At 72.0% G+C, this 24,153-nt stretch carries 25 protein-coding genes; 15 read left to right on the top strand and 10 right to left on the bottom strand.

Annotation, left to right across the window (positions count from 1 at the left end; all coding sequences use genetic code 11):
* Position 1 precedes the first annotated feature (1 nt).
* The 9 genes from siaB to otnI all read left to right on the top strand — a co-directional run bounded on the left by siaB (position 2) and on the right by otnI (position 8,039).
* Positions 2-544: a biofilm regulation protein kinase SiaB gene (gene siaB, locus G5B56_RS07220; RefSeq protein WP_009858046.1), complete on the top strand. Its 543-nt coding sequence runs from the start codon at positions 2-4 to the stop codon at positions 542-544.
* A 16-nt stretch (positions 545-560) separates the two neighbouring features.
* Complete coding sequence (gene siaC / locus G5B56_RS07215) at positions 561-944, top strand: biofilm regulation phosphoprotein SiaC (protein WP_009858045.1); 384 nt, start codon at positions 561-563, stop codon at positions 942-944.
* The gene (siaD, locus tag G5B56_RS07210; RefSeq protein WP_009858044.1) at positions 931-1,728 is read left to right on the top strand and encodes a biofilm regulation diguanylate cyclase SiaD; all 798 of its coding nucleotides are present in this window, start codon (positions 931-933) and stop codon (positions 1,726-1,728) included. The genes siaC and siaD overlap by 14 nt, the downstream gene beginning before the upstream one ends.
* A 108-nt stretch (positions 1,729-1,836) precedes the next feature.
* Positions 1,837-2,610: a FadR/GntR family transcriptional regulator gene (locus tag G5B56_RS07205; RefSeq protein ID WP_164962766.1), complete on the top strand. Its 774-nt coding sequence runs from the start codon at positions 1,837-1,839 to the stop codon at positions 2,608-2,610.
* Positions 2,611-2,918: 308 nt separating this feature from the next.
* On the top strand, positions 2,919-4,283 hold the full coding sequence (locus G5B56_RS07200) for a GntP family transporter (protein ID WP_164962765.1): 1,365 nt from the start codon (positions 2,919-2,921) through the stop codon (positions 4,281-4,283).
* Between the two features lie 59 nt (positions 4,284-4,342).
* Complete coding sequence (ltnD, locus tag G5B56_RS07195; protein WP_164962764.1) at positions 4,343-5,245, top strand: L-threonate dehydrogenase; 903 nt, start codon at positions 4,343-4,345, stop codon at positions 5,243-5,245.
* A complete protein-coding gene (gene otnK, locus G5B56_RS07190; RefSeq protein WP_009858040.1) occupies positions 5,242-6,516 on the top strand; it encodes a 3-oxo-tetronate kinase in 1,275 nt (424 codons plus the stop codon). The genes ltnD and otnK overlap by 4 nt, the downstream gene beginning before the upstream one ends.
* Positions 6,517-6,521: 5 nt before the next feature.
* The gene (locus tag G5B56_RS07185; protein ID WP_164962763.1) at positions 6,522-7,205 is read left to right on the top strand and encodes an aldolase; all 684 of its coding nucleotides are present in this window, start codon (positions 6,522-6,524) and stop codon (positions 7,203-7,205) included.
* A 33-nt stretch (positions 7,206-7,238) separates the two neighbouring features.
* Positions 7,239-8,039, top strand: a complete 801-nt coding sequence (gene otnI, locus G5B56_RS07180; protein WP_009858038.1) for a 2-oxo-tetronate isomerase — start codon at positions 7,239-7,241, stop codon at positions 8,037-8,039.
* Between the two features lie 40 nt (positions 8,040-8,079).
* On the opposite strand, the gene G5B56_RS07175 is transcribed toward otnI, so the two are convergent.
* From G5B56_RS07175 to G5B56_RS07155, 5 genes are all read right to left on the bottom strand, one after another.
* Positions 8,080-9,321 carry a glycerophosphodiester phosphodiesterase family protein gene (locus G5B56_RS07175; protein WP_164962762.1) on the bottom strand — a complete coding sequence of 414 codons (1,242 nt, stop codon included), beginning with the start codon at positions 9,319-9,321 and terminating at the stop codon, positions 8,080-8,082.
* Positions 9,322-9,418: 97 nt separating this feature from the next.
* Positions 9,419-11,317, bottom strand: a complete 1,899-nt coding sequence (mutL, locus tag G5B56_RS07170; protein WP_029718908.1) for a DNA mismatch repair endonuclease MutL — start codon at positions 11,315-11,317, stop codon at positions 9,419-9,421.
* Positions 11,314-11,775, bottom strand: a complete 462-nt coding sequence (locus G5B56_RS07165) for a hypothetical protein (RefSeq protein WP_009857666.1) — start codon at positions 11,773-11,775, stop codon at positions 11,314-11,316. The genes mutL and G5B56_RS07165 overlap by 4 nt, the downstream gene beginning before the upstream one ends.
* A gap of 150 nt (positions 11,776-11,925) precedes the next feature.
* Positions 11,926-12,282, bottom strand: coding sequence for a hypothetical protein (locus tag G5B56_RS07160; protein WP_240920673.1), 357 nt, complete (start codon positions 12,280-12,282; stop codon positions 11,926-11,928).
* Positions 12,273-14,069, bottom strand: coding sequence for an ATP-binding protein (locus G5B56_RS07155; protein WP_164962761.1), 1,797 nt, complete (start codon positions 14,067-14,069; stop codon positions 12,273-12,275). The genes G5B56_RS07160 and G5B56_RS07155 overlap by 10 nt, the downstream gene beginning before the upstream one ends.
* 39 nt (positions 14,070-14,108) lie before the next feature.
* On the opposite strand from G5B56_RS07155, the gene G5B56_RS07150 reads away from it, so the two are divergent.
* A complete protein-coding gene (locus G5B56_RS07150) occupies positions 14,109-14,759 on the top strand; it encodes a DedA family protein (protein WP_009857669.1) in 651 nt (216 codons plus the stop codon).
* 1 nt (position 14,760) lies between these two features.
* On the opposite strand, the gene G5B56_RS07145 is transcribed toward G5B56_RS07150, so the two are convergent.
* Positions 14,761-16,107: an N-acetylmuramoyl-L-alanine amidase gene (locus G5B56_RS07145; RefSeq protein WP_009857670.1), complete on the bottom strand. Its 1,347-nt coding sequence runs from the start codon at positions 16,105-16,107 to the stop codon at positions 14,761-14,763.
* Positions 16,104-16,634 carry a tRNA (adenosine(37)-N6)-threonylcarbamoyltransferase complex ATPase subunit type 1 TsaE gene (tsaE, locus tag G5B56_RS07140; RefSeq protein ID WP_009857671.1) on the bottom strand — a complete coding sequence of 177 codons (531 nt, stop codon included), beginning with the start codon at positions 16,632-16,634 and terminating at the stop codon, positions 16,104-16,106. The genes G5B56_RS07145 and tsaE overlap by 4 nt, the downstream gene beginning before the upstream one ends.
* On the opposite strand from tsaE, the gene queG reads away from it, so the two are divergent.
* Positions 16,572-17,732 carry a tRNA epoxyqueuosine(34) reductase QueG gene (gene queG, locus G5B56_RS07135; RefSeq protein WP_164962760.1) on the top strand — a complete coding sequence of 387 codons (1,161 nt, stop codon included), beginning with the start codon at positions 16,572-16,574 and terminating at the stop codon, positions 17,730-17,732. The two genes, tsaE and queG, sit on opposite strands and share 63 nt — an antisense overlap.
* Here queG and G5B56_RS07130 read toward each other — a convergent pair.
* Positions 17,645-18,547 (bottom strand): AEC family transporter, encoded by a 903-nt coding sequence (locus tag G5B56_RS07130; protein WP_164962759.1) that lies wholly within the window; start codon positions 18,545-18,547, stop codon positions 17,645-17,647. The two genes, queG and G5B56_RS07130, sit on opposite strands and share 88 nt — an antisense overlap.
* An 84-nt stretch (positions 18,548-18,631) precedes the next feature.
* Here G5B56_RS07130 and G5B56_RS07125 point away from each other — a divergent pair, with 84 nt between their 5' ends.
* Genes G5B56_RS07125 through xerD form a run of 3 tightly spaced genes read left to right on the top strand, consistent with a single transcriptional unit; the run spans position 18,632 to position 21,185 of the window.
* Positions 18,632-19,228 (top strand): chalcone isomerase family protein, encoded by a 597-nt coding sequence (locus G5B56_RS07125; protein ID WP_009857674.1) that lies wholly within the window; start codon positions 18,632-18,634, stop codon positions 19,226-19,228.
* Positions 19,229-19,287: 59 nt separating this feature from the next.
* On the top strand, positions 19,288-20,256 hold the full coding sequence (locus tag G5B56_RS07120) for a tripartite tricarboxylate transporter substrate binding protein BugE (protein WP_009857675.1): 969 nt from the start codon (positions 19,288-19,290) through the stop codon (positions 20,254-20,256).
* Entirely contained in the window at positions 20,253-21,185 is a 933-nt protein-coding gene (gene xerD / locus G5B56_RS07115) for a site-specific tyrosine recombinase XerD (protein WP_009857676.1), read from the top strand. Before G5B56_RS07120 ends, xerD begins: the two co-directional genes overlap by 4 nt.
* A 3-nt stretch (positions 21,186-21,188) precedes the next feature.
* Here xerD and G5B56_RS07110 read toward each other — a convergent pair whose 3' ends face one another.
* On the bottom strand, positions 21,189-21,656 hold the full coding sequence (locus tag G5B56_RS07110) for an Lrp/AsnC family transcriptional regulator (protein WP_164962758.1): 468 nt from the start codon (positions 21,654-21,656) through the stop codon (positions 21,189-21,191).
* A 106-nt stretch (positions 21,657-21,762) separates the two neighbouring features.
* Between G5B56_RS07110 and rocD the strand changes: the two genes are divergently transcribed.
* The gene (gene rocD / locus G5B56_RS07105) at positions 21,763-22,995 is read left to right on the top strand and encodes an ornithine--oxo-acid transaminase (RefSeq protein WP_164962757.1); all 1,233 of its coding nucleotides are present in this window, start codon (positions 21,763-21,765) and stop codon (positions 22,993-22,995) included.
* 94 nt (positions 22,996-23,089) lie between these two features.
* On the opposite strand, the gene G5B56_RS07100 is transcribed toward rocD, so the two are convergent.
* Positions 23,090-24,043 (bottom strand): porin, encoded by a 954-nt coding sequence (locus G5B56_RS07100; RefSeq protein WP_164962756.1) that lies wholly within the window; start codon positions 24,041-24,043, stop codon positions 23,090-23,092.
* Positions 24,044-24,153 lie beyond the last annotated feature (110 nt).

The raw sequence follows: 24,153 nt of genomic DNA, 5'->3' as shown, positions 1-24,153 counted from the left end.
CATGGAATCCATCGACCTGTTCGGCCTCAGAGAGCACTTCAACCGCAGCCGCATCCTGCTGTGCTTCAACGGCCCGATCTCGCGCAGCTTGATCGAGGAGATCGGCAACGCGCTGAAGAACTACCTGCAGGCCGACCAGGCGCACCCGTCGTCGGCGATGGACGTGTTCGCGGTCTACATCGAGCTGACGCAGAACATCCGCCACTACGCCGCCAGCCGCCAGTACGACGAACTGGCGGGGGCGGCCACCGTCGTCGTCGCGCGCGACGAGAATGGCGGCTACGCCGTGCAGGCCGGCAACCTGGTCGAGCAGGCCGACGGCGAGGCGCTGCTCGAGCGCGTGACGGCGCTGGCGGCGATGGACAAGGCCCAGCTGAAGGCCGCGTACAAGGAACAGCTGCGCCGGCCGCGTGCTGCCGACGCGGTGTCCGGCGCCGGCCTCGGGCTGATCGACGTCGCGCGCAAGTCGGCGGCGCCGCTGGCGGCGTCGCTGTCGCCGGCCGGCGACGGCAAGGCATTCTTCAGCCTGCGGGCGGTGATCTGAAGCAGACGAGACGACGATGAAAGAGCTGCACATCCAGGGGGGCAACTCGACCCCCGAAATCCAGGGCGACTGGGAGCGGGGCGTCCTGGCGATGCGCGGGGATTCCTATCCCGAGAACTCCTTCGAGTTCTTCGGCGAGGTGATCCAGTGGCTCGAGGACTATCTCGGCCAGGACGGCCGGCCGCTGCAGCTGGAGCTGCGCCTGGTCTACATGAACACCAGCTCGGTCAAGGCGATGATGGACATCTTCGACCTGTGCGAGGACGCCTTCGGCAAGGGCCGCGAGGTGCGCGTGAGCTGGTACTACGACCCGCGCAACGACCGCGTCTTCGACCTCGCCGAGGAGTTCCGGGAGGACTGCAGCTTCCCCTTCGAGATCCTGGCCGATGGCGGCGCCTAAGTCCCTGCCGGACGACGTCGTCCTGGTCTCGCGCATCGAGGCCCTGCTGGCCGACCCGGCGCTCGAGCACGACCCGCTGCGCGAGCCGCTGGCGCAGCTGCTGGGCCATTTCCAGACCCAGCGCGAACGGCTGGAGCGCCTGGTGCGCATCTCCGACAGCTACCACCACGTCGCGCGCGAGCAGCGCCTGAGCCTGGTCGAGCAGTACGACAAGCAGGTGCGCCGGCTGGAGAAGCTGGTGCGCATCTCCGACCGCTACCAGAACAGCCTGCGCGATCTGAGCCTGGCGCTGCGCGACGCCGCGATGCGCGACCCGCTGACCGGCCTGGGCAACCGGCGTTTCCTGATGGAGCGGCTGCGCGAGGAAGGCGAGCGCACCCAGCGCCTGGGCCGCGGCTTCGCCGTGGCCATCATGGATGTCGACCACTTCAAGGCGGTCAACGATGCGCACGGCCACGAGACCGGCGACAGCGTGCTGCAGGTCATCGCCCAGGCGGTGGAGTCGGGCGTGCGCCGCTACGACCACTGCGGACGCTGGGGCGGCGAGGAGTTCCTGATGCTGCTGCCCGAGACGCCGCTGGAGGCGGCGCGCGCCATCGTCGAGCGCATCCGCCAGGCGATCGCCGACATCGACCACGTCGGCGAGGTGCGCGTCTCGCTGACGGCCAGCTTCGGGCTGGCCGAGCACCGTGACGGCGAGGACTTCTCGGCCACCATCAACCGTGCCGACCAGGCGCTCTACGCGGCCAAGGCCGCCGGGCGCAACCGCGTCGAAAGCGCCTGATCCAGCGCCGGGCGGCGCCGGCTGCGCCGCAGACGCTGCGGTACAGTGAGGTTCAGTTCGCAGGCTGCGTCGTGGCCGGCCGCTGTGGCCCACCGAGGCATTCCCTCCATGTCGGTTTCCTTTTCCACGATCAGACCCGGCTTGAGGCTGGCCGACCAGGTCGCCAGCGCGCTTGAGGCCGAGATCCGCTCCGGCGGCCTGGCCGCGGGCCAGAAGCTGCCGACCGAGCAGGCGCTGGTGCAGCAGTTCGGCGTCAGCCGCACCGTCGTGCGCGAGGCCGTGCAGCGGCTGAAGTCGCGTGGCCTCGTCGATTCGCGCCAGGGCAGCGGTGTCTACGTGCTGGCCGCCGGCTGCGAGCCGCTGAGCTTCGACCCGACCGAAGCGGCGTCGCGCGAGGCGGTGCTGCAGATCATCGAGCTGCGCCGCGCGCTCGAGGCCGAGGTCGCCGAACTCGCCGCGCTGCGGCGCACGCCGGCGCAGGCTCGGGCGATCCGCGTGGCGCTGCAGGCCATTGCCGATGCGGTGGCCAGCGGCGGTGACGGCGCCGTCGAGGACGTGCGTTTCCACCGCGCGATCGGCGAGGCCGCCGGCAACCCGTTCCTGATCCGCACGCTGGACTACCTTGCCCAGTTCCTGCAGGGCGTGACGCGCGTGACACGTGCCAACGAATCGCGCCACCGCGAGTTCGCCGAGCAGGTCAAGCAGGAGCACGAGGCGGTCGTGCAGGCCATCGAAGCCGGCGACGCGCCGGCGGCACGCCACGCCGCCGCGCAGCACATGAACAACGCGATGCTGCGACTGCAGCACGCCGATGCCAGCTTCTGGCGGCAGGACGGCGCGCGCCTGGCAGCGGCGCTGGTGCCGACGACGATGCCGGCCTGAGCCGCGCGCCGCGGCGCCGGTGGCCGCCTCGAACGCCGTCCGGCGCGCTGTACCTGCGTGGTTCCCGACGGCCCCGCAGGAGGGCGCAGGGCCCTGGTGGCGCCGGCCGAAGACGGCTTTTTGCGCCCGATGAGGGCGGAAGCCGCCGCGGCGGCTTCAAGCCTGTGCTTCCGGGTTAACCCCAGGTTGAAACTTGTCTGAAATTTGTAGGATGACCATATGAACTGATTGGTTCATGGCGCCGGCCCAGACGTCGCAGACGCGGTCGCACCTTCCCCACACTCCAAGCGCCCGAGGAGACAAACCGCATGTCCACCCCCATCCTGCTCGGCATCGGCGCGGCCGGCATCGCCCTGCTGCTGCTGATGATCATCCGCTGGCAGGTCCACGCATTCGTCGCGATGATGCTGGTCAGCCTGCTCGTCGCCCTGGCCGTCGGCATGCCGATCGGCGACATCATCAGCACGCTGATCGCCGGCATGGGCGGCACGCTGGGCAGCGTCGCGATCCTCGTCGCGCTGGGCGCGATGCTCGGCCGCATGATCGAGGTCTCCGGCGGCGCCGCGAACCTCGCCGGCCGCTTCACGCAGATCCTCGGCCCGAAGCGCGTGCCGGCGGCGCTGACCGCGGCGGCGCTGGTGCTGGCCATCCCCGTCTTCTTCGACGTCGGCTTCATCATCCTGGTGCCCATCGTCTACGGCTTCTGCAAGGCCGCGAAGGTGGACCCGGTGAAGTTCGGCCTGCCGGTGGCCGGCATCATGCTGGCGGTGCACGTCGTCGTGCCGCCGCATCCGGGCATCGTCGGCGGCTCCGCGGTGCTGAGTGCCGACGTCGGCTGGGTCACGATCTTCGGTCTGCTGATCTGCCTGCCGCTGGGCGTGCTGGCGCAGGTCGTCGCCAAGTGGCTCAACCGCCGCCGCTACGAGATGCTGCCGACCACCGCCGAACAGTTTGCCAGGTTCGGCGCCGAAGCCGAACCCGGCACCGCCAAGCTGCATGCCCCGGGCGTCGGTGTCGTGCTGACGCTGATCCTGGTGCCGCTGGCGCTGATCATGATCGGCACCACCGGCGCGACGCTGCTGCCCAAGGGCGACCCGGTGCGCAACGTGCTGGCCTTCATCGGCGCGCCGATCTTCGCGCTGATGGTCGCCATCGGCCTGTCGTTCTGGCTGGTCGCGCGCCGCCTCGGCTGGAGCATGGCGCGCACCAACGAGGTCATGGAGTCCGCGCTGCCGCCGGCGGCGACCGTGATCCTGGTCACCGGCGCCGGCGGCGTGTTCGCCAAGGTGCTGACGGCCAGCGGCATCGGCGCCGCGCTGTCGTCGAGCATCGCCGCGGCGCACCTGCCGCTGATCCTCGCCGGCTTCGTCATCTCGCTGGTGCTGCGCGCCGCGCAGGGCTCGGCGACGGTGGCCATCCTCACCACCTGCGGCCTGCTGGCCGAGGCGATCACCGGCGGCGGCTACAGCCCGCTGCAGGTGGCGCTGCTGACGGTGGCCATCGGCTTCGGCGGCCTGGGCCTGTCGCACGTCAACGACTCCGGCTTCTGGATCGTCACGCGCTACCTGGGCCTCTCGGTCGCCGACGGCCTGCGCAGCTGGACGGTGCTGACCACCGTGCTCGGCGTCGCCGGCTTCCTGCTCACCTGCGGCCTGTGGGCGGTGCTGGCCTGAGCCGGCACGCCATCCGCCGCGTTTCGTCCTCACGGACCTCCTGAACGGATCTGACTGCCATGACGACTCGCAATGTCGGCGTGATCGGCCTCGGCGCCATGGGCGTGGGCATCGCCCGGACGCTACGCCGCAACGGTTTCAACGTGCACGTCTGCGACGTGCGTCCCGGCGTCGCCGACGCCTTCGCCCGTGAAGGCGGCGTCGCCGGCGCCGACCCGGCGGCGCTGGCCGCGGCCTGCGACACGCTGGTGTCGGTGGTCGTCAACGCCGCGCAGACCGAGGCCGTGCTCTTCGGCGAAGGCGGCGCCGCCGCGGCGATGCGCCCGGGCTCGACCTTCATCATGTGCTCGACGGTCGACCCCAACTGGTCGATCGCGCTCGAGGCCAAGCTCGAGGCCGCCGGCATCCACTACATCGACGCGCCGATCTCCGGCGGTGCCGCCAAGGCCGCCGCCGGCCAGATGACGATGATGACCTCGGCCAAGCCCGCGGCCTACGCCGCCGCCGGCGCCGTGCTCGACGGCATGGCCGGCAAGGTCTACCGCCTGGGCGACAAGGCCGGCGCCGGCTCCAAGGTGAAGATCATCAACCAGTTGCTGGCCGGCGTGCACATCGCCGCCGCCGCCGAGGCGATGGCGCTGGGCCTGCGCGAAGGCGTCGACGCCGCCGCGATCTACGAGGTCATCACGCACAGCGCCGGCAACAGCTGGATGTTCGAGAACCGCATGGCGCACGTGCTGGCCGGCGACTTCACGCCGCTGTCGGCGGTCGACATCTTCGTCAAGGACCTGGGCCTGGTGCTCGACACGGCGCGTGCGAGCAAGTTCCCGCTGCCGCTGGCGGCCACCGCGCACCAGATGTTCATGCAGGCCTCGACCGCCGGCTTCGCCAACGAAGACGACAGCGCGGTGATCAAGATCTTCCCGGGCATCACGCTGCCGGCGAAGAAGGAGGCGCCGTGAGCACCCGCCTCAAGCTCGGCTGCATCGCCGACGACTCGACCGGCGCCACCGACCTGGCGAACAACCTCGTGCGCGCCGGCATGCGCGTGGTGCAGACGATCGGCGTGCCGCCCGGGCCGCTGGACGCCGACGTCGACGCCGTCGTCGTGGCGCTGAAGTCGCGCACCATCGCGCCCGAGGACGCGGTGGCGCAGTCGGTCGCCGCGCTCACCTGGCTGCAGGCGCAGGGCGCGACGCAGTTCTATTTCAAGTACTGCTCGACCTTCGACAGCACGGCGCGCGGCAACATCGGCCCGGTCACCGAGGCGCTGATGGACGCGCTGGACGTGCCGTTCACGATCGCCACGCCGGCCTTCCCGGAGAACCAGCGCACGGTCTTCAAGGGCCACCTGTTCGTCGGCGACCTGCTGCTCAGCGACAGCGGCATGAAGGACCACCCGCTGACGCCGATGACCGACGCCAACCTCGTGCGTGTGCTGCAGGCGCAGTGCAAGCGCAAGGTCGGGCTGATCGACTACCAGGTGGTGGGGCAGGGCGCCGACGCGGTGCGGGCGCGCATCGCCGAGCTGAAGGCCCAGGGCGTGGCGATCGCCATCGTCGACGCCGTCTCCAACGCCGACCTGCTGCGTTTGGCGCCGGCGCTGGCCGAGCTGCCGCTGCTGACCGCGGGCTCCGGCGTCGCGATCGGTCTGCCGGGCAACCACGGCCTGGCGCCGTCGTCGCAGGCGGCCGAGCTGCCGCCGGCCGAAGGGCTGCAGGCCGTGGTCTCGGGCAGCTGCTCGCTGGCGACCAACCGCCAGGTGCTGGACTTCATCCGTTCGGGCCGGCCGGCGCTGGCGATCGACCCGCTGCGCATCGCCGCCGGCGAGGACGTCGCCACCAAGGCCCTGGCCTGGGCCGGCGAACACCTCGCCAGCGGCCCGGTGCTGGTCTATTCGACCGCCGAACCAGGCGCGGTGCGCGCCATCCAGGCCCGGCTCGGCGTCGAGCAGGCCGGTGGCCTGGTCGAGCAGACGATCGCGCGCATCGCACGGGGCCTGGTCGAGGCCGGCGTGCGCCAGCTCGTCGTCGCCGGCGGCGAGACCTCGGGCGCCTGCGTGCAGGCGCTGGGCATCGCCCAGCTGCGCATCGGTGGCCAGATCGACCCCGGCGTGCCCTGGTGCCACGCGCTCAGCCCGGCGGCGCCCGGCGGCCTGCACCTGGCGCTGAAGTCGGGCAACTTCGGCACCGACGACTTCTTCACCAAGGCCTTCGCGCGATTGCAAGGCTGAGCACGATGGCCACGCCCTTCCTCGACGAAGACTTCGCACGTGCCGAGATCTGCCGCGTCGGCCGCAGCCTGTTCGAGCGTGGCTACGTGCACGCCACGGCCGGCAACATCAGCGTGCGCCTGGCCGACGGCTACCTGATCACGCCGACCGACGCCTGCCTGGGCACGCTGGAGCCGGCGCGGCTGGCGCGGCTGGACGCCGAGGGCCGGCAGACCGGCGGCGACCGCGGCAGCAAGACCATCGTGCTGCACCGGCGCATCTACGCCGCCAGCGAGGCGACGGCGCAGCCGGCGCGCTGCATCATCCACACCCACGGCACGCACCTCGTCGCGCGCTCGCTGCAGGCCGAGGGGGAAGCCGAGCTGCTGCCGCCGATCACGCCGTACTTCGTCATGAAGGTGGGCCGCGTGCCGCACATCGACTACCAGCGCCCCGGCGCACCCGAGGCCGCCGACGCGGTGGCCGAGGCGATCACGCGCTACGCCGCCGCCGGCCGGCCGATCCGCGCCGTGATGCTGGCCCGGCTGGGCCCCAACGTCTGGCACGACAGCCCGGCCGCGGCGATGGCGGTGCTCGAGGAACTCGAGGAGACCGCGCGCCTGGCGCTGCTGGTGCCCGAGGCCCTGGCCCGCCCGCTGGACGAGGCCCGCATCCAGACCCTGCGCGAGACCTTCGGCGCCTCCTGGTGAGGCGTCTTCCCTCCTGAACCCCACGAGCCCACCATGCCCCGTTTCGCCGCCAACCTGTCGATGCTCTACAACGAGCACGACTTCCTCGACCGCTTCGCCGCCGCCGCCCGCGACGGCTTCAAGGGTGTCGAGTACCTCTTCCCCTACGCGTACACGACCGAACAGCTCGCCGCTCAGCTGAAGGCCCACGGCCTGCAGCAGGTGCTGTTCAACGCGCCTCCCGGCGACTGGGACGCCGGCGAGCGCGGCATCGCCTGCCTGCCCGGGCGCGAAGCCGAGTTCCGCGACGGTATCGCCCAGGCGCTGGCCTACGCGGTGGCGCTCGGCTGCCCGCGCATCCACGTGATGGCCGGCCTGGTGCCGGCCGGCCAGACTCGCGAGGCGCTGCGGGCGACCTACGTCGCCAACGTCGCCTACGCCGCCGCCGAGGCGGCCAAGCTGGGCATCAACGTGCTGATCGAGCCGATCAACGAACGCGACATGCCGGGCTTCTTCCTGAACCGCCAGGACCAGGCCCACGCCATCGTCGCCGAGGTCGGCGCGGCCAACCTGAAGGTGCAGATGGACCTGTACCACTGCCAGATCGTCGAAGGCGACCTGGCGGCCAAGATCCGCCAGTGGCTGCCCACCGGCCAGGTCGGCCACTTCCAGATCGCCGGCGTGCCGACGCGCCACGAGCCGGACGTCGGCGAGATCCACCATCCCTACCTGTTCGCGCTGATCGACGAACTCGGCTGGGACGGCTGGATCGGCTGCGAGTACCGCCCGCGCCGCGGCGCGGTGCCGGGCGGCACCTCGGACGGCCTGGGCTGGATGAAGCCTTACCTGGCCTGAAGATGGCCACGGGCGCCGGCCGCGCCGGCGCCCGCGGGCCTCACTTCATGCAGTTGGCGTAGAAGGCCGGCGTCGCCGGCCAGTCGCTGAAGATGCCGCGGATGCCGACCTCACGCGCCAGCACGTCGAGCACGAGCAACATGTCGCCTTCGCGTTTGATGGCGCTGTCGAAGCTCTGGTAGTAGAAGCCGTTGCCGCCGTCGGCCAGGATCCCCGAGCGCTCCAGCGTCCAGGTGATGATGTCCAGCCCGGCGGCCTTGGCGTCCCGGGCGTACTGCGAGGGCACGATGTTGCCGGCGGCGTCGGTGGTGAGCAGCGCGAAGGTCGGCGGCGCGACGATGTTGATGCCCTGGGCCTTGTAGCCGGCCAGTTCGGCCGCGCTCGGCAGGTCGGCCACGGTCTCGGCGTCGTCCAGGTAGACCGCCTGGCGGCCGTAGGCGGTGTTCTTCACCCAGTACTGCACGTCGGGCAGGTAGAAGGACTGCGGGAACACGCGCGCCGGCGGCACCTTGGCGGCCTTGTACTCGTCGACCAGCTTCTGCGCGTAGGCTTCCTGCGTGAAGCCGTCGAAGGGCATCGCCACCGCCGGGTATTTCAGCTCCGGCGTCATCTTCACGCCGAGCTGCTTGAAGAGCTCGATGCTCTCGGCGTGCGTCATCAGCGTGCCGCTGGTCGGCCCGGAGTACAGGTCGGTGCGCCAGCCGGCGGTGCCGGCCATGTATTCGGCGACGTTGCGCGCCTTCGGGTTGTAGCCGTCCATCTTGCCGCGCAGCGTCTTGAACTCGGCGAGCGTCAGCTCGCTGGTGCGGCAGCTCGCGCTGGCCGGCGTCAGCAGGTTGCCGGCGCCGTCGAAGGTCGCCGGCGTGAACGGCTTGACGCACTTGGCGGCCAGCGGCGTGGCCAGGATGTTGGTCGTCGTGTGCAGGTCGTCCTGGGCGTGGCGGCAGACGAGCTGCTTGTCCCGGGTGAACACGACGTCGCACTCGACGATGCCGGCGCCGCTGCGCGCGGCGGCGATGTAGCTCTCGCGCGTGTGCTCGGGGAACTGCAGCGCGGCGCCGCGGTGGCCGATCGCGAAGTCGTGGCGCGTGTAGGCCTTGCGGCTGGCGGCGCAGGCCTGCAGCGCGGTCTTCAGCGCGCCGTCGGCCATGTCGTCGACGAGGAAGAAGGGCCGCGGCCCCAGTTGCACCGTCGGCGGGACGACGGTGGACGGTGCGGCCTGGGCGGCCAGCGTGGTGAGGGCCAGCGTGGCGGCGGCCAGCGCGCGGATCGGCGTTTGCATCGGACTCTCTCCTGGGGTGGTCGTTGTCGCCGGCTCCAGGGCCGGCCGGCGCGACGCTAGGGGCCGTGCATGGCGGCGCCGTGACCGGCACAAGTCGTTACCGGCCGCGCAGGAAGAGGGCGTCCAGCTCCTTCATCGTCAGCTGGCGCCAGGTCGGCCGGCCGTGGTTGCAGGTGTCGGCGCGTTCGGTGGCCTCCATCTGGCGCAGCAGCGCGTCCATCTCGGGCAGCGTCAGCCGGCGGTTGGCGCGCACCGCGCCGTGGCAGGCCATCGTCGCCAGCAGCTCGTCGCGCGAACGTTCGACGGCGCGGCTGGCGCCGGTCTGCTCGAACTCGGCGAGCACCGAGCGCGCGAGTTCGGCGACGTCGGCGTCCGGCAGCGCCGCCGGGCGGCTGCGCACGACCAGCGTCGAGGCCGACAGCGGCGCGACGTCCAGGCCCAGCGCCAGCAGTGAATCGCGTTCGGCCTCGGCGGTGGCGACCTCGGCGGCCGTGGCGGCGAAGCTCACCGGCAGCAGCAGCGGCTGCGCCGGCAGCGCCGCCGCCGACGACGCGGCCTGCTTCAGGCGTTCGTAGACGATGCGTTCGTGCGCGGCGTGCATGTCGACGACGACCAGCCCGTGGGCGTTGCGCGCCAGCACGTAGACGCCGCCGACCTGGCCGATCGCCTCGCCCAGCGGGTGCGCGGCCGGGGCTGCCTCGGGCAGCGAGGGCGCCGGGGCCGGGCGTTCGGTCGTCACGGTCTCGGCCGCGGCCGGCGGCCGCAGCGCCGCCCAGGCCTGCAGCCCGCCGCTGCCGACCGGCGTCGTGCGCGGGCCGGGGTCGCGCCAGGCGGCCGGTGCGGGCGACGGCGGCGCCACGTCGCGCGCCACCAGCGGCAGCGGCGGCTGCCAGCTCGGGCGCGGTGGTGCGGTCGGCGGCGCCACGGCCGCCGCGGGTGTGTCGGCGATGTCGGGCCCCGCGGCCGCGGGCTCTGGGCTGGGCTCCGGCACCGCCGCCGCGCGGGTGCCGGCCAGCGTGTCCACCAGCGCACGCTGCACCGCCTGGTGCACCGCACGCCCGTCGCGGAAACGCACCTCGATCTTCGTCGGGTGCACGTTGACGTCGACGAGTTCGGGCTCGATCTGCAGGAACAGCGCGTAGGCCGGCTGCTTGCTGCCGTGCAGCTGGTCCTCGTAGGCGGCGCGCACGGCGTGCGAGACGAGGCGGTCGCGCACGTAGCGGCCGTTGACGAACAGGTACTGCAGGTCGGTGCGGCTGCGCGCCGCCTCGGGCTGGCCGGCGCGGCCCCACAGCTGCAGCGGCCCGGCGGCGGCCTCCAGCGGCCGGCTGGCGGTGATGAAGTCGCGCCCCAGCACGTCGCCCAGGCGCTGCTCGGCACCGGCGGCGCGCCACTGCGCGACGGCGCGGCCTTCGTGCCAGACGGCGAAACCGACGTCGGGCCGCGCCAGCGCGTGGCGGCGCACGGCATCCAGGGCGTGGGCGAGTTCGGTGGCCTCGCTCTTCAGGAACTTGCGCCGCGCCGGCGTCGAGAAGAACAGCTCGTGCACCTCGACCGTCGTGCCCTGGGCGCGTGCCGCCGGTTGCAGCTCGCCGCTGCGTGCGTCGACACGCCAGCCGTGCGCGGCGTCGGCGCTCCGGCTGGTGATCGCCATCTCGGATACCGACGCGATCGCGGCCAGCGCCTCGCCGCGGAAACCCATCGTGCGCACCGACTCCAGCTCGCCCAGCGAGCCGATCTTGCTCGTCGCGTGGCGCTTCAGCGCCAGCGGCAGCTCCTCCATCGGGATGCCGCAGCCGTCGTCCTCGACGACGATGCTGCGCACGCCGCCGGCGGCCAGGCGCACGACGATGGCGCGTGCGCCGGCGTCCAGCGCGTTGTCGACCAGCTCGCGCACCACCGAGGCCGGGCGCTCGACGACCTCGCCGGCGGCGATCTGGCTGACGAGTTCGTCGGGCAGTTCGCGGATCGGACGGCGGGCGGGTGGGGCGGTCATCCGCGCGGATTGTAGGCAGCGGCCCCGGCGCGGCCTTCGGGGCGGCAGTCGCGGCGCAGCAGCTTGAGTGCCAGTTCGGCGCGCAGCGCGTCGACGCGGCTGCGGGTGGCGAACACGCTCAGCTCGCGGCCGTCGGCCGCGGTGGCGACGAGCTCGAAGCGCCGGGCGCCGTCGCTGGCGCGCAGCTGGGGGTCGGCGCCGGACAGCGGCAGCACGAAGAGCTCGTCGACACCGAACAGGCGGCGGCGTTCGGCGTGCAGCGTGCAGTCCGGCCGCAGCCGGAAGCGCCAGTCGACCTCCGACGCGGCCGCGGCGGCGGCTTCGTTGAGGGCCTGCAGCCGGCCGGGCTGGTCGAGGCGGATCAGGTCGGGGGTCGGGGCGTCGGTGTTCGGATAGCCGTCGGTGCAGGCGGCGAGGGCCAGGGCCAGCGCGGCGGCGGCCAGGAAACGAGTGCGCATCGGGAGCTGCCGGGCAAGCGGCAGGGCAGGGCGTTCGGACGGCCCCGCGAAGGCGGGGCGGCGGCGTCGGTGCAGCGCCAGGCTCGTGCGCGTGTCCGCGCTCGAGCCTGGGGCTGGCGAGCCGGACCCGGCGGCCCCGCTCGCCGCGTCTCAGGCGCGCGGCGGTTTGAAGCGGCTGTCCTGCGGCGCGTCGGGATGGCGCCGGTCCGGTGGCGGCGGGCTGCGCCGGGCGCCCGTGGCCGGCGGCGCCGGCAGCGGCGCGGCGTCGGGCAGCCTGTCGGCCGGCGGCAGTTCGCCGCTCCAGGCCGACTGGGCCGGGGTGTCGTCCAGGTGGTGTTCGGCGACCGTGCCTTCGTCGGGCAGCGCGGCCGGCGCCGCCTGGGTGTCGCCGCCCGGCCCGCCGGCCGCGACGGCGTCGCCCTGCGTCGAGACCCCGGCCCAGGCCAGCGTCAGCACCAGCAGCAGCGCGAGCAGCCGCCGGACCAGCGGCATGCGGCTCACAGCCATTGTTTGAGCAGCGCGCGCAGCTGCTCGCGCGTGTAGGGCTTGGACAGGTGCGCGTCCATGCCGGCGGCCAACGACAGCGCGGCGTCCTCGTCGAAGGCGTTGGCCGTCAGCGCGACGATCGGCACACGCGCCAGCCGCAGCCGCGCCTCACGCTCGCGGATGCGCTGCGTGGCCTCGTAGCCGTCGAGCACCGGCATCTGGATGTCCATCAGCACCAGGTCGAAGTGCTCGCGGTCGATGGTCTCCAGCGCCTGCTGGCCGTCCTCGGCCTCGACGACGTCCAGGCCGCAGCTCTTGAGCATCTCGGCGGCGATCAGGCGATTCACCGGGTTGTCCTCGACCAGCAGCACGCGGCCCTGCAGCGTCGGGGCGGCGTCCAGCGGCATCAGGCCGGAGTCCGGGGCGGCCGCGTTCACGAAACCCGGGTCCGGCCCCGGCGGCAGCGCCAGCGTGAACGAGAAGCGCGAGCCCCGGCCTTCGACGCTGTCGACCGTGATGCGTCCGCCCATCGCGGCGACGATGCGCTGGCTGATCGACAGCCCCAGCCCGGTGCCGCCGTGGCTGCGGCTGCGCGTCGCGTCGACCTGCGAGAAGGGCTGGAACAGCTTGGGCACGGCCTGGGCCGGGATGCCGATGCCGGTGTCCGCGACCTCGAAGCGCACGCCGCACATCCCCGGCGGCGCCGGCGCGCGCGACAGCCGCAGCGTCACGCCGCCGCGTTCGGTGAACTTGATGCCGTTGCCGACCAGGTTCAGCAGCACCTGCTTGAGCCGCGAGGCGTCGCCGACGACGGCGTCGGGCACGTCGGCCTCGATCTGCAGGTCGACCTTCAGCCCGCGCTGCTCGGCGGTGGAGCGCAGCAGCGCCGCGGCCGAGGCCGCGACGGCGTGCATCGACATCGGCGTCGGGTCGAGCTTGAGCTTGCCCGACTCGATCGTCGAATGGTCGAGCACGTCGTCGATGATGCACAGCAGCGACTCGCCGGAGGCCACCGCGGTGCGCACCAGGGCGCGCTGGCGCTTGTCCAGCGGCGTGTCGCGCATCAGGTCGAGCGCGCCGAGGATGCCGTTCATCGGCGTGCGCATCTCGTGGCTCATCGTCGCCAGGAACTGCGACTTGGCGATGCTCGCGGCGTCGGCCGCCTGCTTGGCCCGCTGCAGCGTGGTGTTGACGGCCTCGGCCTCGAGGCCGCGGCGCAGCGACTCGGTGACCGTGGTGCGCAGCTCGCGCGAGGCGTTGAGCATGGCCAGGCCGTACAGCGGCGCGATCGCCGCCAGCGCCGCCGAGCGCACCGGGTCCAGCACCAGGCTGACGACGACGATCGAGCCGACCTGCAGCAGCGTCAGCCAGGTGAACGAACGCCCGGCCATGGCCATGAACTGCGCCGAGTAGGCGATCGAGCCGCAGACCATCACCAGGTACAGCGTGCGTGCGGTCTCGTCGAGCGCCGGATAGACGGTGAAGGTGCAGAGCGCCCACATCAGCCCGACGGCGGCCGCCGAGACGTCGAGCCATTGCACGACGCGGGCCGTCTCGGCGTCGCTGCGCGGCGGCTCGCTGGCGTGGCGCCGCGCCAGCTGCAGGCGCATCAGCGCCGCGACGCCGCCGACGGCCGCCGCCACGCCACCGGCCAGCGGCCTCCCGCCCAGCCAGCCGAGCAGCACGACGAGCGCCATCGCCGCCAGCAGCATCCAGATGCTGCGGGTGGCGTTGCGCAGCGCCGTGTGCAGCAGCCTGCGACGAACGGCGCTGTCGATGTCCGTCGACGGCTGATCCTCGTTACCCATCCGGCAGCGAGCATAACCAGCCGTTGATAATCCGGTGCCATGGAAGTTGTGCAATGGTTGGTCGACTTCATCCTTCACGTCGACGTGCACCTGGCGGCGTTCGTGCAGGCCTACGGAGCGTGGGTGTACGCGCTGCTGTTCGCGATCATCTTCGTGGAGACCGGCGTCGTCGTGATGCCGTTCCTGCCCGGTGACTCGCTGCTGTTCGTCGTCGGCGCCCTCTGCGGCGCCGGGGTCATGAACCTGCCGCTGGCGATGGGGCTGCTGATCGCCGCGGCGGTGCTGGGCAACCAGTGCAACTACACGATCGGCCGCTTCGTCGGGCCGCGGGTCTTCGGCTGGAACGAGTCGCGCTTCTTCAACCGCAGCGCGTTCGACCGCACGCATGCGTTTTACGAACGTTACGGCGGCTTCACGCTGATCGCCGGCCGCTTCATGCCCTTCGTGCGGACCTTCGCGCCCTTCGTCGCCGGCGTGGCGCAGATGTCGCGCAGCAAGTTCACGCTGTTCGACGTCAGCGGCGCGCTGCTGTGGGTCGGCGGGCTGACGACGGCCGGCTACCTGTTCGGCAACCTGCCCTGGGTGAAGGACAACCTCAGCACCATCATCTGGGCGATGATCCTCGTGCCCGGCCTGTTCGTGCTCTACGGCGCCTGGAAGTCGCGGCGCGCCGCGCCCGGCGCGGCCTGAATCAGAGCGAACGCTGCCGCGCCAGCGGCGGGTTCTTCGCGAAGTAGCGGCGGATGCCGGTGGCCAGCGCGTCGACGAGGCGCGCGCGGTAGCCGGCGTCGCGCAGCAGACCTTCCTCCTCCGGGTTCGAGATGAACGCCGTCTCGACCAGGATCGACGGGATGTCGGGGGCCTTCAGCACCGCGAAGCCGGCCTGCTCGACGTCCTTCTTGTGCAGGCGGCCGACGCGGTCCAGCCGCGACAGCACCTCGCGGCCGAGCTTCAGGCTGTCCTTGATCTGCGCCGTCGTGCTCATGTCCAGCAGCGCCTGACGCACCTGGGCGTCGCGCACGGAGGCGACGTTGACGCCGCCGACGCGGTCGGCCGCGTTCTCGCGCTGCGCCATCCAGCGTGCCGCGGTGCTGGACGCGCCCTTGGTCGACAGCGCGAAGACGCTCGCGCCGCGCGCCTCCGGGCGCATGAAGGCGTCGGCATGGATCGAGACGAACAGGTCCGCCTGCACGCGCCGCGCCTTGCGCACGCGCTCGTGCAGCGGCACGAAGAAGTCGGCGTCGCGCGTCATCATCACGCGCATGCCGGGCACGGCGTTGAGCTTGTCGCGCAGCGCCAGGCCGACGGCGAGCACGACGTCCTTCTCGCGCAGCCCGGTCGGGCCGATCGCGCCCGGGTCCTCGCCGCCGTGGCCGGGGTCCAGCGCGACGATGATCAGGCGGTCGACGCGGCGGCGTTCGGCGTCGGTCGGCGGCGCCTCCTTCTCGGGGGCGGGGGTCTGCAGCGGCGGCACCGGCGCCGGCGGCCGGCTCGGCGTCGGCTGCGGCAGGCCGGGTTTGTCGACGCGGGCGATCAGTTCGCCCAACGCGTCTTCCACCGCCTTGGCCGCGTCGCGCTCGGCGGACTCCTTCTCGCGGATCAGCGCCAGCAGCGGGTCGGTCTCGGCCTTCGGGTAGAGGTCGAAGACCAGCCGGTGCTGGTAGGCCGCCACCGGGGCGAGCGTGAACTGCTGCGGCGCCACCGTCTGCTTCAGGTCGAGCACCAGACGCACCACCCGCGCCTGGAACTGGCCGACACGCACGCCGGCGATGTACGGGTCGTCGGGGCGGATCTTGCCGACGATGTCGCGCAGCAGCGGGCTGAGCTCCAGGCCCTCGAGGTCGATGACCAGGCGCTCGGGCGCCTCGGTGACGAAGTGGCGCGCCACCAGCGGGCCGTCGGACTCGATCGTCAGCCGGGTGTAGTCGGCCGCCGGCCAGACGCGCACCGCGACGATGCCGGCGCCCCAGGCGATGCCGGGGGCCGTCAGCAGCAGCACGAGCTGCCCGGCGCCGGCGACCAGGCGGCGGCGCCTCATGCGAGCAGCGCGCGCCCGCGCGCGGTGCAGGCCTCGACGGTGACGAGGCGGCGTTCGTCGTCCTGCGGCGCGATCGCCAGCCGCAGGTCGGGCGGCGGCAGCACCGCACGCGCCTTCTCGGGCCACTCGGCGATCTTCAGCCCGGGGCGGGCGAAGACGTCGCGGAACCCGGCGTCCTCCCACTCGCGCGGGTCGTCGAAGCGGTAGAAGTCGAAGTGCGAGACCGCCAGCCCGTCCGGCAGGACGTAGGGCTCGACGACGGCGTAGGTGGGGCTCTTGATGCGCCCGGCGACGCCCAGCGCACGCAGCAGCTGGCGCACGAAGGTGGTCTTGCCGGCGCCGAGCGGGCCGTCGAGTTCGAGGTAGGCGTCGCGGAGTTCGGGCCGCGCGGCGAGCGCGGCGGCCCAGGCGGCACAAGCGGCCTCGTCGGGCCAGGTGACGAGGCGGCTCTCTAGAATCGTCGGATGCGAACCGAACGACACGTCGACGGGCCCTCCGTGCTCGCACGACTGCGGATCTGGGCGCATGAGGCGGGATTCTCCCAGATCGGCGTGGCCGACATCGACCTGGCCTCGGCCGAGCCGGGCCTGCTCGCCTGGCTGGAGGCCGGCTTCCACGGTTCGATGGCCTACATGGCCGCCCACGGCCTGAAGCGTGCGCGCCCGGCCGAGCTGGTGCCGGGCACGGTGCGCGTGATCACCGCGCGCATGGACTACCTGCCGCGCGACCTGGCCCAGGACTGGCGCGAGGCCGAGCAGCGCCGGCTGGCGGCGCCCGGCGAGGCGGTGATCTCGGTCTACGCCCGCGGCCGCGACTATCACAAGGTGCTGCGCACGCGGCTGCAGCGCCTGGCCGACCGGCTGGCAGCCGAGATCGGGCCTTTCGGCCACCGCGTCTTCGTCGATTCGGCGCCGGTGCTGGAGGTCGAGCTCGCCTCGCGCAGCGGCATCGGCTGGCGCGGCAAGCACACGCTGACGCTGTCGCGCGAAGCCGGCTCCACCTTCTTCCTCGGCGAGATCTACGTCGACCTCGCGCTGCCGGTCACGGCGGCCGAAGCGCCGCACTGCGGCCGCTGCACGGCCTGCCTGGACGCCTGCCCGACGCGGGCCATCGTCGCGCCATGGCGCGTCGACGCACGGCGCTGCATCAGCTACCTGACGATCGAGACCGACGACCCCGTTCCCGTCGAGCTGCGGCCGGCGCTCGGCCAGCGCATCTACGGCTGCGACGACTGCCAGACCGCCTGCCCGTGGAACAAGTACGCGCGCCGCGCGTCCTTGCCCGACTTCGACTGGCGCGCCGACCTCGCGGCGCCGACGCTGCTGTCGCTGTGGTCCTGGGGCGAGGCCGAGTTCCTGAAGCGCACCGAAGGCAGCCCGATCCGCCGCATCGGCTGGCGACGCTGGCGGCGCAACCTGGCGGTGGCCGCCGGCAACAGCCTGCGTGTGGCCGACGACCCGGTGCTGGCCGCGGCGCTGGCCACCGGGCGCGACGCCGCCGGCGAACTCGTCGCCGAACACGTCGACTGGGCGCTGGCTCAGCGCAGCGCGGCCAGCGCCGCCAGCGCCAGCGGCAGCCCGGCCATCGCGACCAGCGTCGACAGCGTCACCAGGCCGGCGACGTAGCCGCCGTGCCCGCCCATGCGCGTGGCCAGCACGTAGGCGCTGGACGCGGTGGGCAGCGCGGCGAAGGCGACCACCGTCGCCTGCTGGCCCGGCGGCAGGTCCAGCCCGATGACGATCGCCAGCGCCAGCGCCGGCAGCGCCAGGTGGCGGATCGCCAGCAGCGCGGCGGCGAGCTTCGGCCCTTCGCGCAGGGCGCCGAACTGCAGCCCGGCGCCGACGGCCATCAGGCCGATCGGCACCGCCGCCGAACCGACACGCCCCAGCGCGCCGGTCAGCAGCTCGGGCAGCCGCAATCCCAGCAGGTTGAACACCAGCCCCGAGGCGGTGGCCAGGATCAGCGGGTTGCGCAGCAGCTCGCGGGCGTAGCCGTGGCCGCCGTGGCGCGCCAGCGGCCAGACCGCGGCGATGTTGCACAGCGGCACGCACAGCGAGATCAGCAGCGCCGTCCAGGCCACGCCGTCGGCGCCGGCGATGCGTGCCGCGACCGCCAGGCCGACGTAGGAGTTGAAGCGGAACGCCGTCTGCGCGCCCGAGGCGTGCAGCCGCGCGTCCACGCCCGGCGCATGCGCCAGCGCGTAGGCCAGCACGACGCCGGCGGCGACGATGGCCAGCCCGCTGCCGGCCAGCGGCAGCATCGCGCCCAGCGACAGCGGCTCGCGCACGATGCTGCCGAACAGCAGCGCCGGGAACAGCACGTAGTAGACGAGGCGCTCGGCACCGTCCCAGACGCCGCGCCCCAGCGGCGTGTGGCGGCAGATCAGGTAGCCGGCGACGATCAGCAGGAAATCGGGGGCGAGCAGCAGCAGGTCGGGCATCGGAGGCGCAGTGTGCCAGCGCCCCGGTCGGCGGCGGGACTTGCCGCGGCGTTGTACAAAGGGCCGATGATTCCCCGGACGACGATGAACGAACAACGCCGCCTTCTGCTCGCCGCCGCCGCCGCTGGCGGCCTGCTGCTCGTGCGACCGGCGGCTGCGCAGCTGACGATCGCCGGCCAGACCTTCCCGGCGACGATGCACGTCGGCGGGGCCGACCTCGTGCTCAACGGCGTCGGCACGCGTTCGGTGGCCTGGATCGACGGCTATGCCGCGGGGCTCTACCTGAGCCGCCGCGCGAGCACCGTGCCCGAGGTGCTGGCCGCGCCCGGCGCCAAGCGCATCCAGCTGCGCATGCTGCAGACCGCGCCGGCCAAGGAGTTCGTCAAGGCCATCGACAAGGGCTTCCGGCGCAACACGCCGCCGGCCGAGCAGCCGGCGCTGGCCCAGCGCCAGGCGGACTTCAACGCCCAGGTGCTGGCCACCGGCCAGGTCAAGAAGGGCGACGTCGTGAACCTGGACTACCTGCCCGGGCGTGGCCTCGTGTTCTCGATGAACGGCAGAGCCGGGGGGGCCGACCTGCCCGGCGAGGACCTGTACGCCGCGGTGTTGCGGATCTTTCTCGGTGTTCGCCCCGTGGACGAGCGGCTGAAGGCCGGATTGCTCGGACAGCCGCCGCGTTGATCACCCACAATCGGCCGCAGACCCCGTTCCCACCCAACCGACGAATGGAGACTGCCCGCATGAAGAGAAGAACGCTGTCCGCGCTGTTCCTGGCCTGCCTGGCCGCACCGCTGGCTGCCTGGGCCCAGGGCTATCCGGCCAAGCCGGTCAAGCTGGTCGTGCCGTTCGCGCCCGGCGGCACGACGGACATCATCGCGCGCACCGTGGCCGACAAGATCACGCCGGCGCTGGGCCAGACCATGGTCGTCGAGAACAAGGCCGGTGGCGGCGGCATCATCGGCGCCAACGACACCGCGAAGGCCCAGCCCGACGGCTACGCGCTGGGCGTCGCCACCGTGTCCTCGGTGGCCTCGAATCCGGCGATCAACCCGAAGGTGCCGTACAACCCGCTGACCGACTTCACGCCGATCATCAACATCGCGGCCACGCCCAACGTCATCGTCGTGCACCCGAGCTTCCCGGCGCGTGACTACAAGGGATTTCTCGCCGAGCTGAAGAAGAACCCGGGCAAGTACAGCTACTCGAGCTCGGGCACCGGCGGCATCGGCCACCTGCAGACCGAACTGTTCAAGAGCCTTGCCGGCGTCTTCATCACCCACATCCCGTACCGCGGCGCCGGCCCGGCGCTCAACGATACGGTGGCCGGGCAGGTGCAGATCATGTTCGACAACCTGCCGTCGGCGCTGCCGTTCATCAAGGACGGCCGGCTGATCGCGATCGTCGTCGCCGCGCCGCAGCGCCTGGCGGTGCTGCCCAACGTGCCGACCTTCAAGGAAGTCGGCCTGGAGCCGGTGAACCGCATGGCCTTCTACGGCGTCTACGGGCCGAAGAACCTGCCCAAGGAGGTCGTCGACAAGATCCACGCCGCGGTCAAGACGACGGTCATGCTGCCCGAGGTGAAGAAGCGCATCGAGGACACCGGCTCGCTGATCGTCGCCAACAGCCCGAAGGAGTTCGGCGATCAGATCAAGGCCGAGTACGAGGTCTACAAGAAGGTCGTGCAGTCGGCCAAGCTGACGCTGGAGTGAGCGCCGAGCCCGTCGACGCGCCGGCCGGTGCCGAGGCGGCCGCCAGTGCCGCCTCGATCGACCGTTTCGTCGACGCGCTGTGGATCGAGGACGGGCTGGCGCCGCTGACGCTGGCCGCCTACCGCCGCGACCTGACGCTGTACGCCGGCTGGCTGGCACGCCGCCACGCCAAGCGCCTGGACGACAGCCGCGAGGCCGACCTGCTGGCCTACATCGCCGAACGACACACGGCGACGCGCGCGACGACGGCCAACCGCCGGCTCACCGTCTTCAAGCGTTACTTCCGCTGGGCGCTGCGCGAGCACCTCGTCGCCGCCGACCCGACGCTGCGCCTGCAGTCGGCGCGCCAGCCGCTGCGGGTGCCCAAGAGCCTGAGCGAGCGCCAGGTCGAGGCGCTGCTGGCCGCGCCCGAGACCGACACCGCGCTCGGCCTGCGCGACCGCGCGATGCTCGAGCTGATGTACGGCAGCGGGCTGCGTGTCAGCGAGCTCGTCGGCCTGAAGAGCGTGCACCTGGGGCTGGCCGAAGGCGTGCTGCGTGTCGTCGGCAAGGGCTCCAAGGAACGCATCGTGCCGTTCGGCGAGGAGGCGCACGGCTGGCTCCAACGCTATCTCGGCGAGGCCCGCGCGGCGATCCTCGGCGGCCAGGCCAGCGACGCGCTCTTCGTCACCGCGCGCGGCGGCGCGATGACGCGCCAGGCCTTCTGGCTGCTGGTCAAGAAGTACGCGCGCGCGGCCGGCATCCTCGTGCCGCTGTCGCCGCACACGCTGCGCCACGCCTTCGCGACCCATCTGCTGAACCACGGCGCCGACCTGCGCGCGGTGCAGATGCTGCTGGGCCACGCCGACATCGGCACGACGACGATCTACACCCACGTCGCGCGCGAGCGGCTGCGCCAGCTGCACGCACGACACCATCCGCGCGGTTGACGTTCAGCCGTCGGTCGGCAGCGGCGCCTGCGGCTTGATCTCCTCCAGGCAGATCATCGAGCGCACGTCGTCGACGCCGGGGATCTGCATCAGCCGGTCGGTCAGGAACTGCGACAGCGCCTTCAGGTCGTGTGCGACGACCTTCAGCAGGTAGTCGCAGTCGCCGCTGACGGTGTGGCACTCGAGGATCTGCGGGAAGTCGCGGATGCGCGCCTCGATGTCGCGCACGCGATCGAAGGCGCCGCCGTGGATGTTCAGGCTGACGAAGGCGGTGACGCCGTAGCCCAGCGCGGCGGCGTCGACACGCGCACCGTAGCCGCGCAGCACGCCGCGTTCCTCCAGCGCGCGCGTGCGCCGCAGGCATTGCGGCGCCGACAGGTGCACGCGGGTGGCGAGCTCGACGTTGGAGACGCGGCCGTCGCGCTGTAGCGCGGCGACGATCTTGCGGTCGATGGCATCAAGATCGGTCACGGTGCATCCTTTCAGTCGATCTGGAGAAAGAATCTTGCATCGAAATGGCTTTGCCACGCAGCATCTGGAAAGCACATTTCCTCGCTGCCTGGGCACAGTGTGGTGCATGAACGACCGTCTGCACCCCACCGCGATCCGGCCGTCGCCGATCGAACTCGAGGCGCGTTTCGGCGCGCACAACTACCACCCGCTGCCGGTCGTGCTGACGCGCGGCGAGGGCGTCTGGCTGCGCGACACCGAGGGCCGGCGCTATCTGGACATGATGAGCGCGTACTCGGCCGTCAGCTTCGGTCACGGCCATCCGGTGCTGGTGGCGGCGCTCACCGAACAGGCGGCGCGGCTGGCCGTGACCTCGCGCGCGTTTCACAGCGACCGGCTCGGGCCCTTCCTGGAACGCCTGTGCACGCTGACCGGCATGGACCGTGCGCTGCCGATGAACAGCGGCGCCGAGGCCGTCGAGACGGCGCTGAAGGCGGCGCGCAAGTGGGGCTACAAGGTCAAGGGCATCCCGGACGGCCGGGCGCGCATCGTCGTCGCCGCCGGCAACTTTGCCGGTCGCACGACGACCATCGTCGGCTTCTCCAGCGAAGCCCAGTACCGCGACGGCTTCGGCCCGTTCGCGCCGGGTTTCGACACGGTGCCGTTCGGCGACCTCGCGGCGCTGGAGGCGGCGATCGGAGAACACACTTGCGCCGTGCTGCTCGAGCCGATCCAGGGCGAGGCCGGCATCGTCGTGCCGCCACCGGGCTACCTGCGCGCCGCACGCGAGCTCTGCACGCGCCGCGACGTGCTGCTGATCTGCGACGAGATCCAGACCGGGCTCGGCCGCACCGGCCGGCGCCTGGCGGTCGACCACGAGGACGTCGTGCCCGACGGTCTGACGCTGGGCAAGGCGCTCGGCGGCGGCCTGCTGCCGGTCAGCGCCTTCCTCGCGCGCGAGGACGTGATGGCGCAGTTCACGCCGGGCGACCACGGCAGCACCTTCGGCGGCAACCCGCTGGCTGCGGCGGTCGGGCTGGCGGCGCTGGATCTGCTGGAACGCGAACGGCTGGCCGAACGTGCGGCGGCGATGGGTGAACGCCTGATCGGCGCGCTGCAGGCCCTGGCGCACCCGGCGGTGCGGGAAGTGCGTGGCCGCGGCCTGCTCGTCGGCGTCGAACTCGCGCCCGGTTTCGCCTCGGCGCGTGCCGTCTGCGAAGCGCTGATGGCCCAGGGCGTGCTGACCAAGGACACGCACGGCACCGTCGTGCGGCTGGCGCCACCGCTGGTCATCGATGTGCCGCAGATCGACTTCGCCGTCGCGGCTTTCGCCCGCGCGCTGAAGGCCTGCGGCGGCTGAGTCGGGGGTCTGGCCTGCCGCGGCCGTCACGCCGCGAGCGGGCAAGAAAAAAGCCGGTCTTGCGACCGGCTTTTGACTGACGGTTGGAAACCGATCAGAAGTTGTGGCGGATGCCGACGCCGAACGAGCGCGGATCCTTGCCGAAGTCGACTTCCGTGCCGTAGGCGGCGCCGCTGTCGTTGTTGATGGCGGTGTAGAAGGCGTAGACCTTGGTGCGCTTCGACAGGTTGTAGTTGTAGCCCAGCGTGTACTGGACGGCGCCGCTCTTGCTGACGTCATCCCAGTCGTCGGCCCAGCCGACGTTCACGTGGAACTCGCTGGCACCCAGCGTGTACTGGACCGCGCCACGGATCGAGTTGCGCTTGCCGATGTCCTTGCTGTCGGCCAGCTGGTAGTAGCCGCCCAGGGTGATGGCGCCCAGTTCGTACAGGCCACGCAGCGCGACTTGCTTGTCGCCGTAGTCGTTCTCGTCGTAGCCGGCACCCAGGTGCAGCGGGCCGGCGTCGTAGTTGACGGCGGCTTGCCAGGTCTTGGTGAAGGGCTTGTCGACGCCTTCGTCGGCCGAGTAGGCGAACTCGGCGGTCAGGCCACCGAACGACGGGGTCAGGTAGGCGACCGTGTTCTTCGGCTGGCTGGCAGCGGCGTAGAACGCATCGGCCGAGGTGCCGGTGTCGTGGTTGTGCAGGCTGACGTAGTCGGCCGTGGCGTAGTACGCCGGGCTGGTGATGCGGCCGGCGCGGACGGTACCGTACGGCGTTTCCAGGCCCACGAACGCGTCGCCGGACCAGAACTCGTCGGCGGCGACACCGGTGTCGCTGGCGAAGCGGTGCTCGATCAGGAACAGGGCCTTCAGGCCGCCGCCCAGATCTTCCGTGCCCTTGAAGCCCAGGCGCGAGGCGACGTTGTTCAGAACCGTCTTCGAGTCAGCCGAGTCGATGTTCTTCTGGTTCTCGACCGTCGTGTTCAGGCGGCCGTAGATCGTGACGTTGCTTTGCGCGAACGCGGCCGTCGAGGCCAGGCACGCGAGAGCGATCAGGGTGCGCTTCATAGTCGTTTCGTCCTTTACGTTAGACCCCGAAGCTCTTCATGAAGTCTGTCTCCGGGGTTCGCCGCAAGTCTACGACCCCGCCTCGGGCAAACCCGCTGCACCCCTGTCAT

It is taken from the genome of Rubrivivax sp. JA1026 (genome assembly GCF_011065555.1).
In the GTDB taxonomy this organism is placed as follows: Bacteria; Pseudomonadota; Gammaproteobacteria; order Burkholderiales; family Burkholderiaceae_C; genus Rubrivivax; species Rubrivivax benzoatilyticus.
This window is presented reverse-complemented; position numbering and strand designations above follow the sequence as displayed.

Bases quoted from the DNA above. Each gene is read 5' to 3' on its own strand.
- siaB (WP_009858046.1), top strand. From the start codon at position 2: ATGGAATCCATCGACCTGTTCGGCCTCAGAGAGCACTTCAACCGCAGC.
- siaC (WP_009858045.1), top strand. From the start codon at position 561: ATGAAAGAGCTGCACATCCAGGGGGGCAACTCGACCCCCGAAATCCAG.
- siaD (WP_009858044.1), top strand. From the start codon at position 931: ATGGCGGCGCCTAAGTCCCTGCCGGACGACGTCGTCCTGGTCTCGCGC.
- G5B56_RS07205 (WP_164962766.1), top strand. From the start codon at position 1,837: ATGTCGGTTTCCTTTTCCACGATCAGACCCGGCTTGAGGCTGGCCGAC.
- G5B56_RS07200 (WP_164962765.1), top strand. From the start codon at position 2,919: ATGTCCACCCCCATCCTGCTCGGCATCGGCGCGGCCGGCATCGCCCTG.
- ltnD (WP_164962764.1), top strand. From the start codon at position 4,343: ATGACGACTCGCAATGTCGGCGTGATCGGCCTCGGCGCCATGGGCGTG.
- G5B56_RS07185 (WP_164962763.1), top strand. From the start codon at position 6,522: ATGGCCACGCCCTTCCTCGACGAAGACTTCGCACGTGCCGAGATCTGC.
- otnI (WP_009858038.1), top strand. From the start codon at position 7,239: ATGCCCCGTTTCGCCGCCAACCTGTCGATGCTCTACAACGAGCACGAC.
- G5B56_RS07175 (WP_164962762.1), bottom strand. From the start codon at position 9,321: ATGCAAACGCCGATCCGCGCGCTGGCCGCCGCCACGCTGGCCCTCACC.
- mutL (WP_029718908.1), bottom strand. From the start codon at position 11,317: ATGACCGCCCCACCCGCCCGCCGTCCGATCCGCGAACTGCCCGACGAA.
- G5B56_RS07165 (WP_009857666.1), bottom strand. From the start codon at position 11,775: ATGCGCACTCGTTTCCTGGCCGCCGCCGCGCTGGCCCTGGCCCTCGCC.
- G5B56_RS07160 (WP_240920673.1), bottom strand. From the start codon at position 12,282: ATGGCTGTGAGCCGCATGCCGCTGGTCCGGCGGCTGCTCGCGCTGCTG.
- G5B56_RS07155 (WP_164962761.1), bottom strand. From the start codon at position 14,069: ATGGGTAACGAGGATCAGCCGTCGACGGACATCGACAGCGCCGTTCGT.
- G5B56_RS07150 (WP_009857669.1), top strand. From the start codon at position 14,109: ATGGAAGTTGTGCAATGGTTGGTCGACTTCATCCTTCACGTCGACGTG.
- G5B56_RS07145 (WP_009857670.1), bottom strand. From the start codon at position 16,107: ATGAGGCGCCGCCGCCTGGTCGCCGGCGCCGGGCAGCTCGTGCTGCTG.
- queG (WP_164962760.1), top strand. From the start codon at position 16,572: ATGCGAACCGAACGACACGTCGACGGGCCCTCCGTGCTCGCACGACTG.
- tsaE (WP_009857671.1), bottom strand. From the start codon at position 16,634: ATGCGCCCAGATCCGCAGTCGTGCGAGCACGGAGGGCCCGTCGACGTG.
- G5B56_RS07130 (WP_164962759.1), bottom strand. From the start codon at position 18,547: ATGCCCGACCTGCTGCTGCTCGCCCCCGATTTCCTGCTGATCGTCGCC.
- G5B56_RS07125 (WP_009857674.1), top strand. From the start codon at position 18,632: ATGAACGAACAACGCCGCCTTCTGCTCGCCGCCGCCGCCGCTGGCGGC.
- G5B56_RS07120 (WP_009857675.1), top strand. From the start codon at position 19,288: ATGAAGAGAAGAACGCTGTCCGCGCTGTTCCTGGCCTGCCTGGCCGCA.
- rocD (WP_164962757.1), top strand. From the start codon at position 21,763: ATGAACGACCGTCTGCACCCCACCGCGATCCGGCCGTCGCCGATCGAA.
- G5B56_RS07100 (WP_164962756.1), bottom strand. From the start codon at position 24,043: ATGAAGCGCACCCTGATCGCTCTCGCGTGCCTGGCCTCGACGGCCGCG.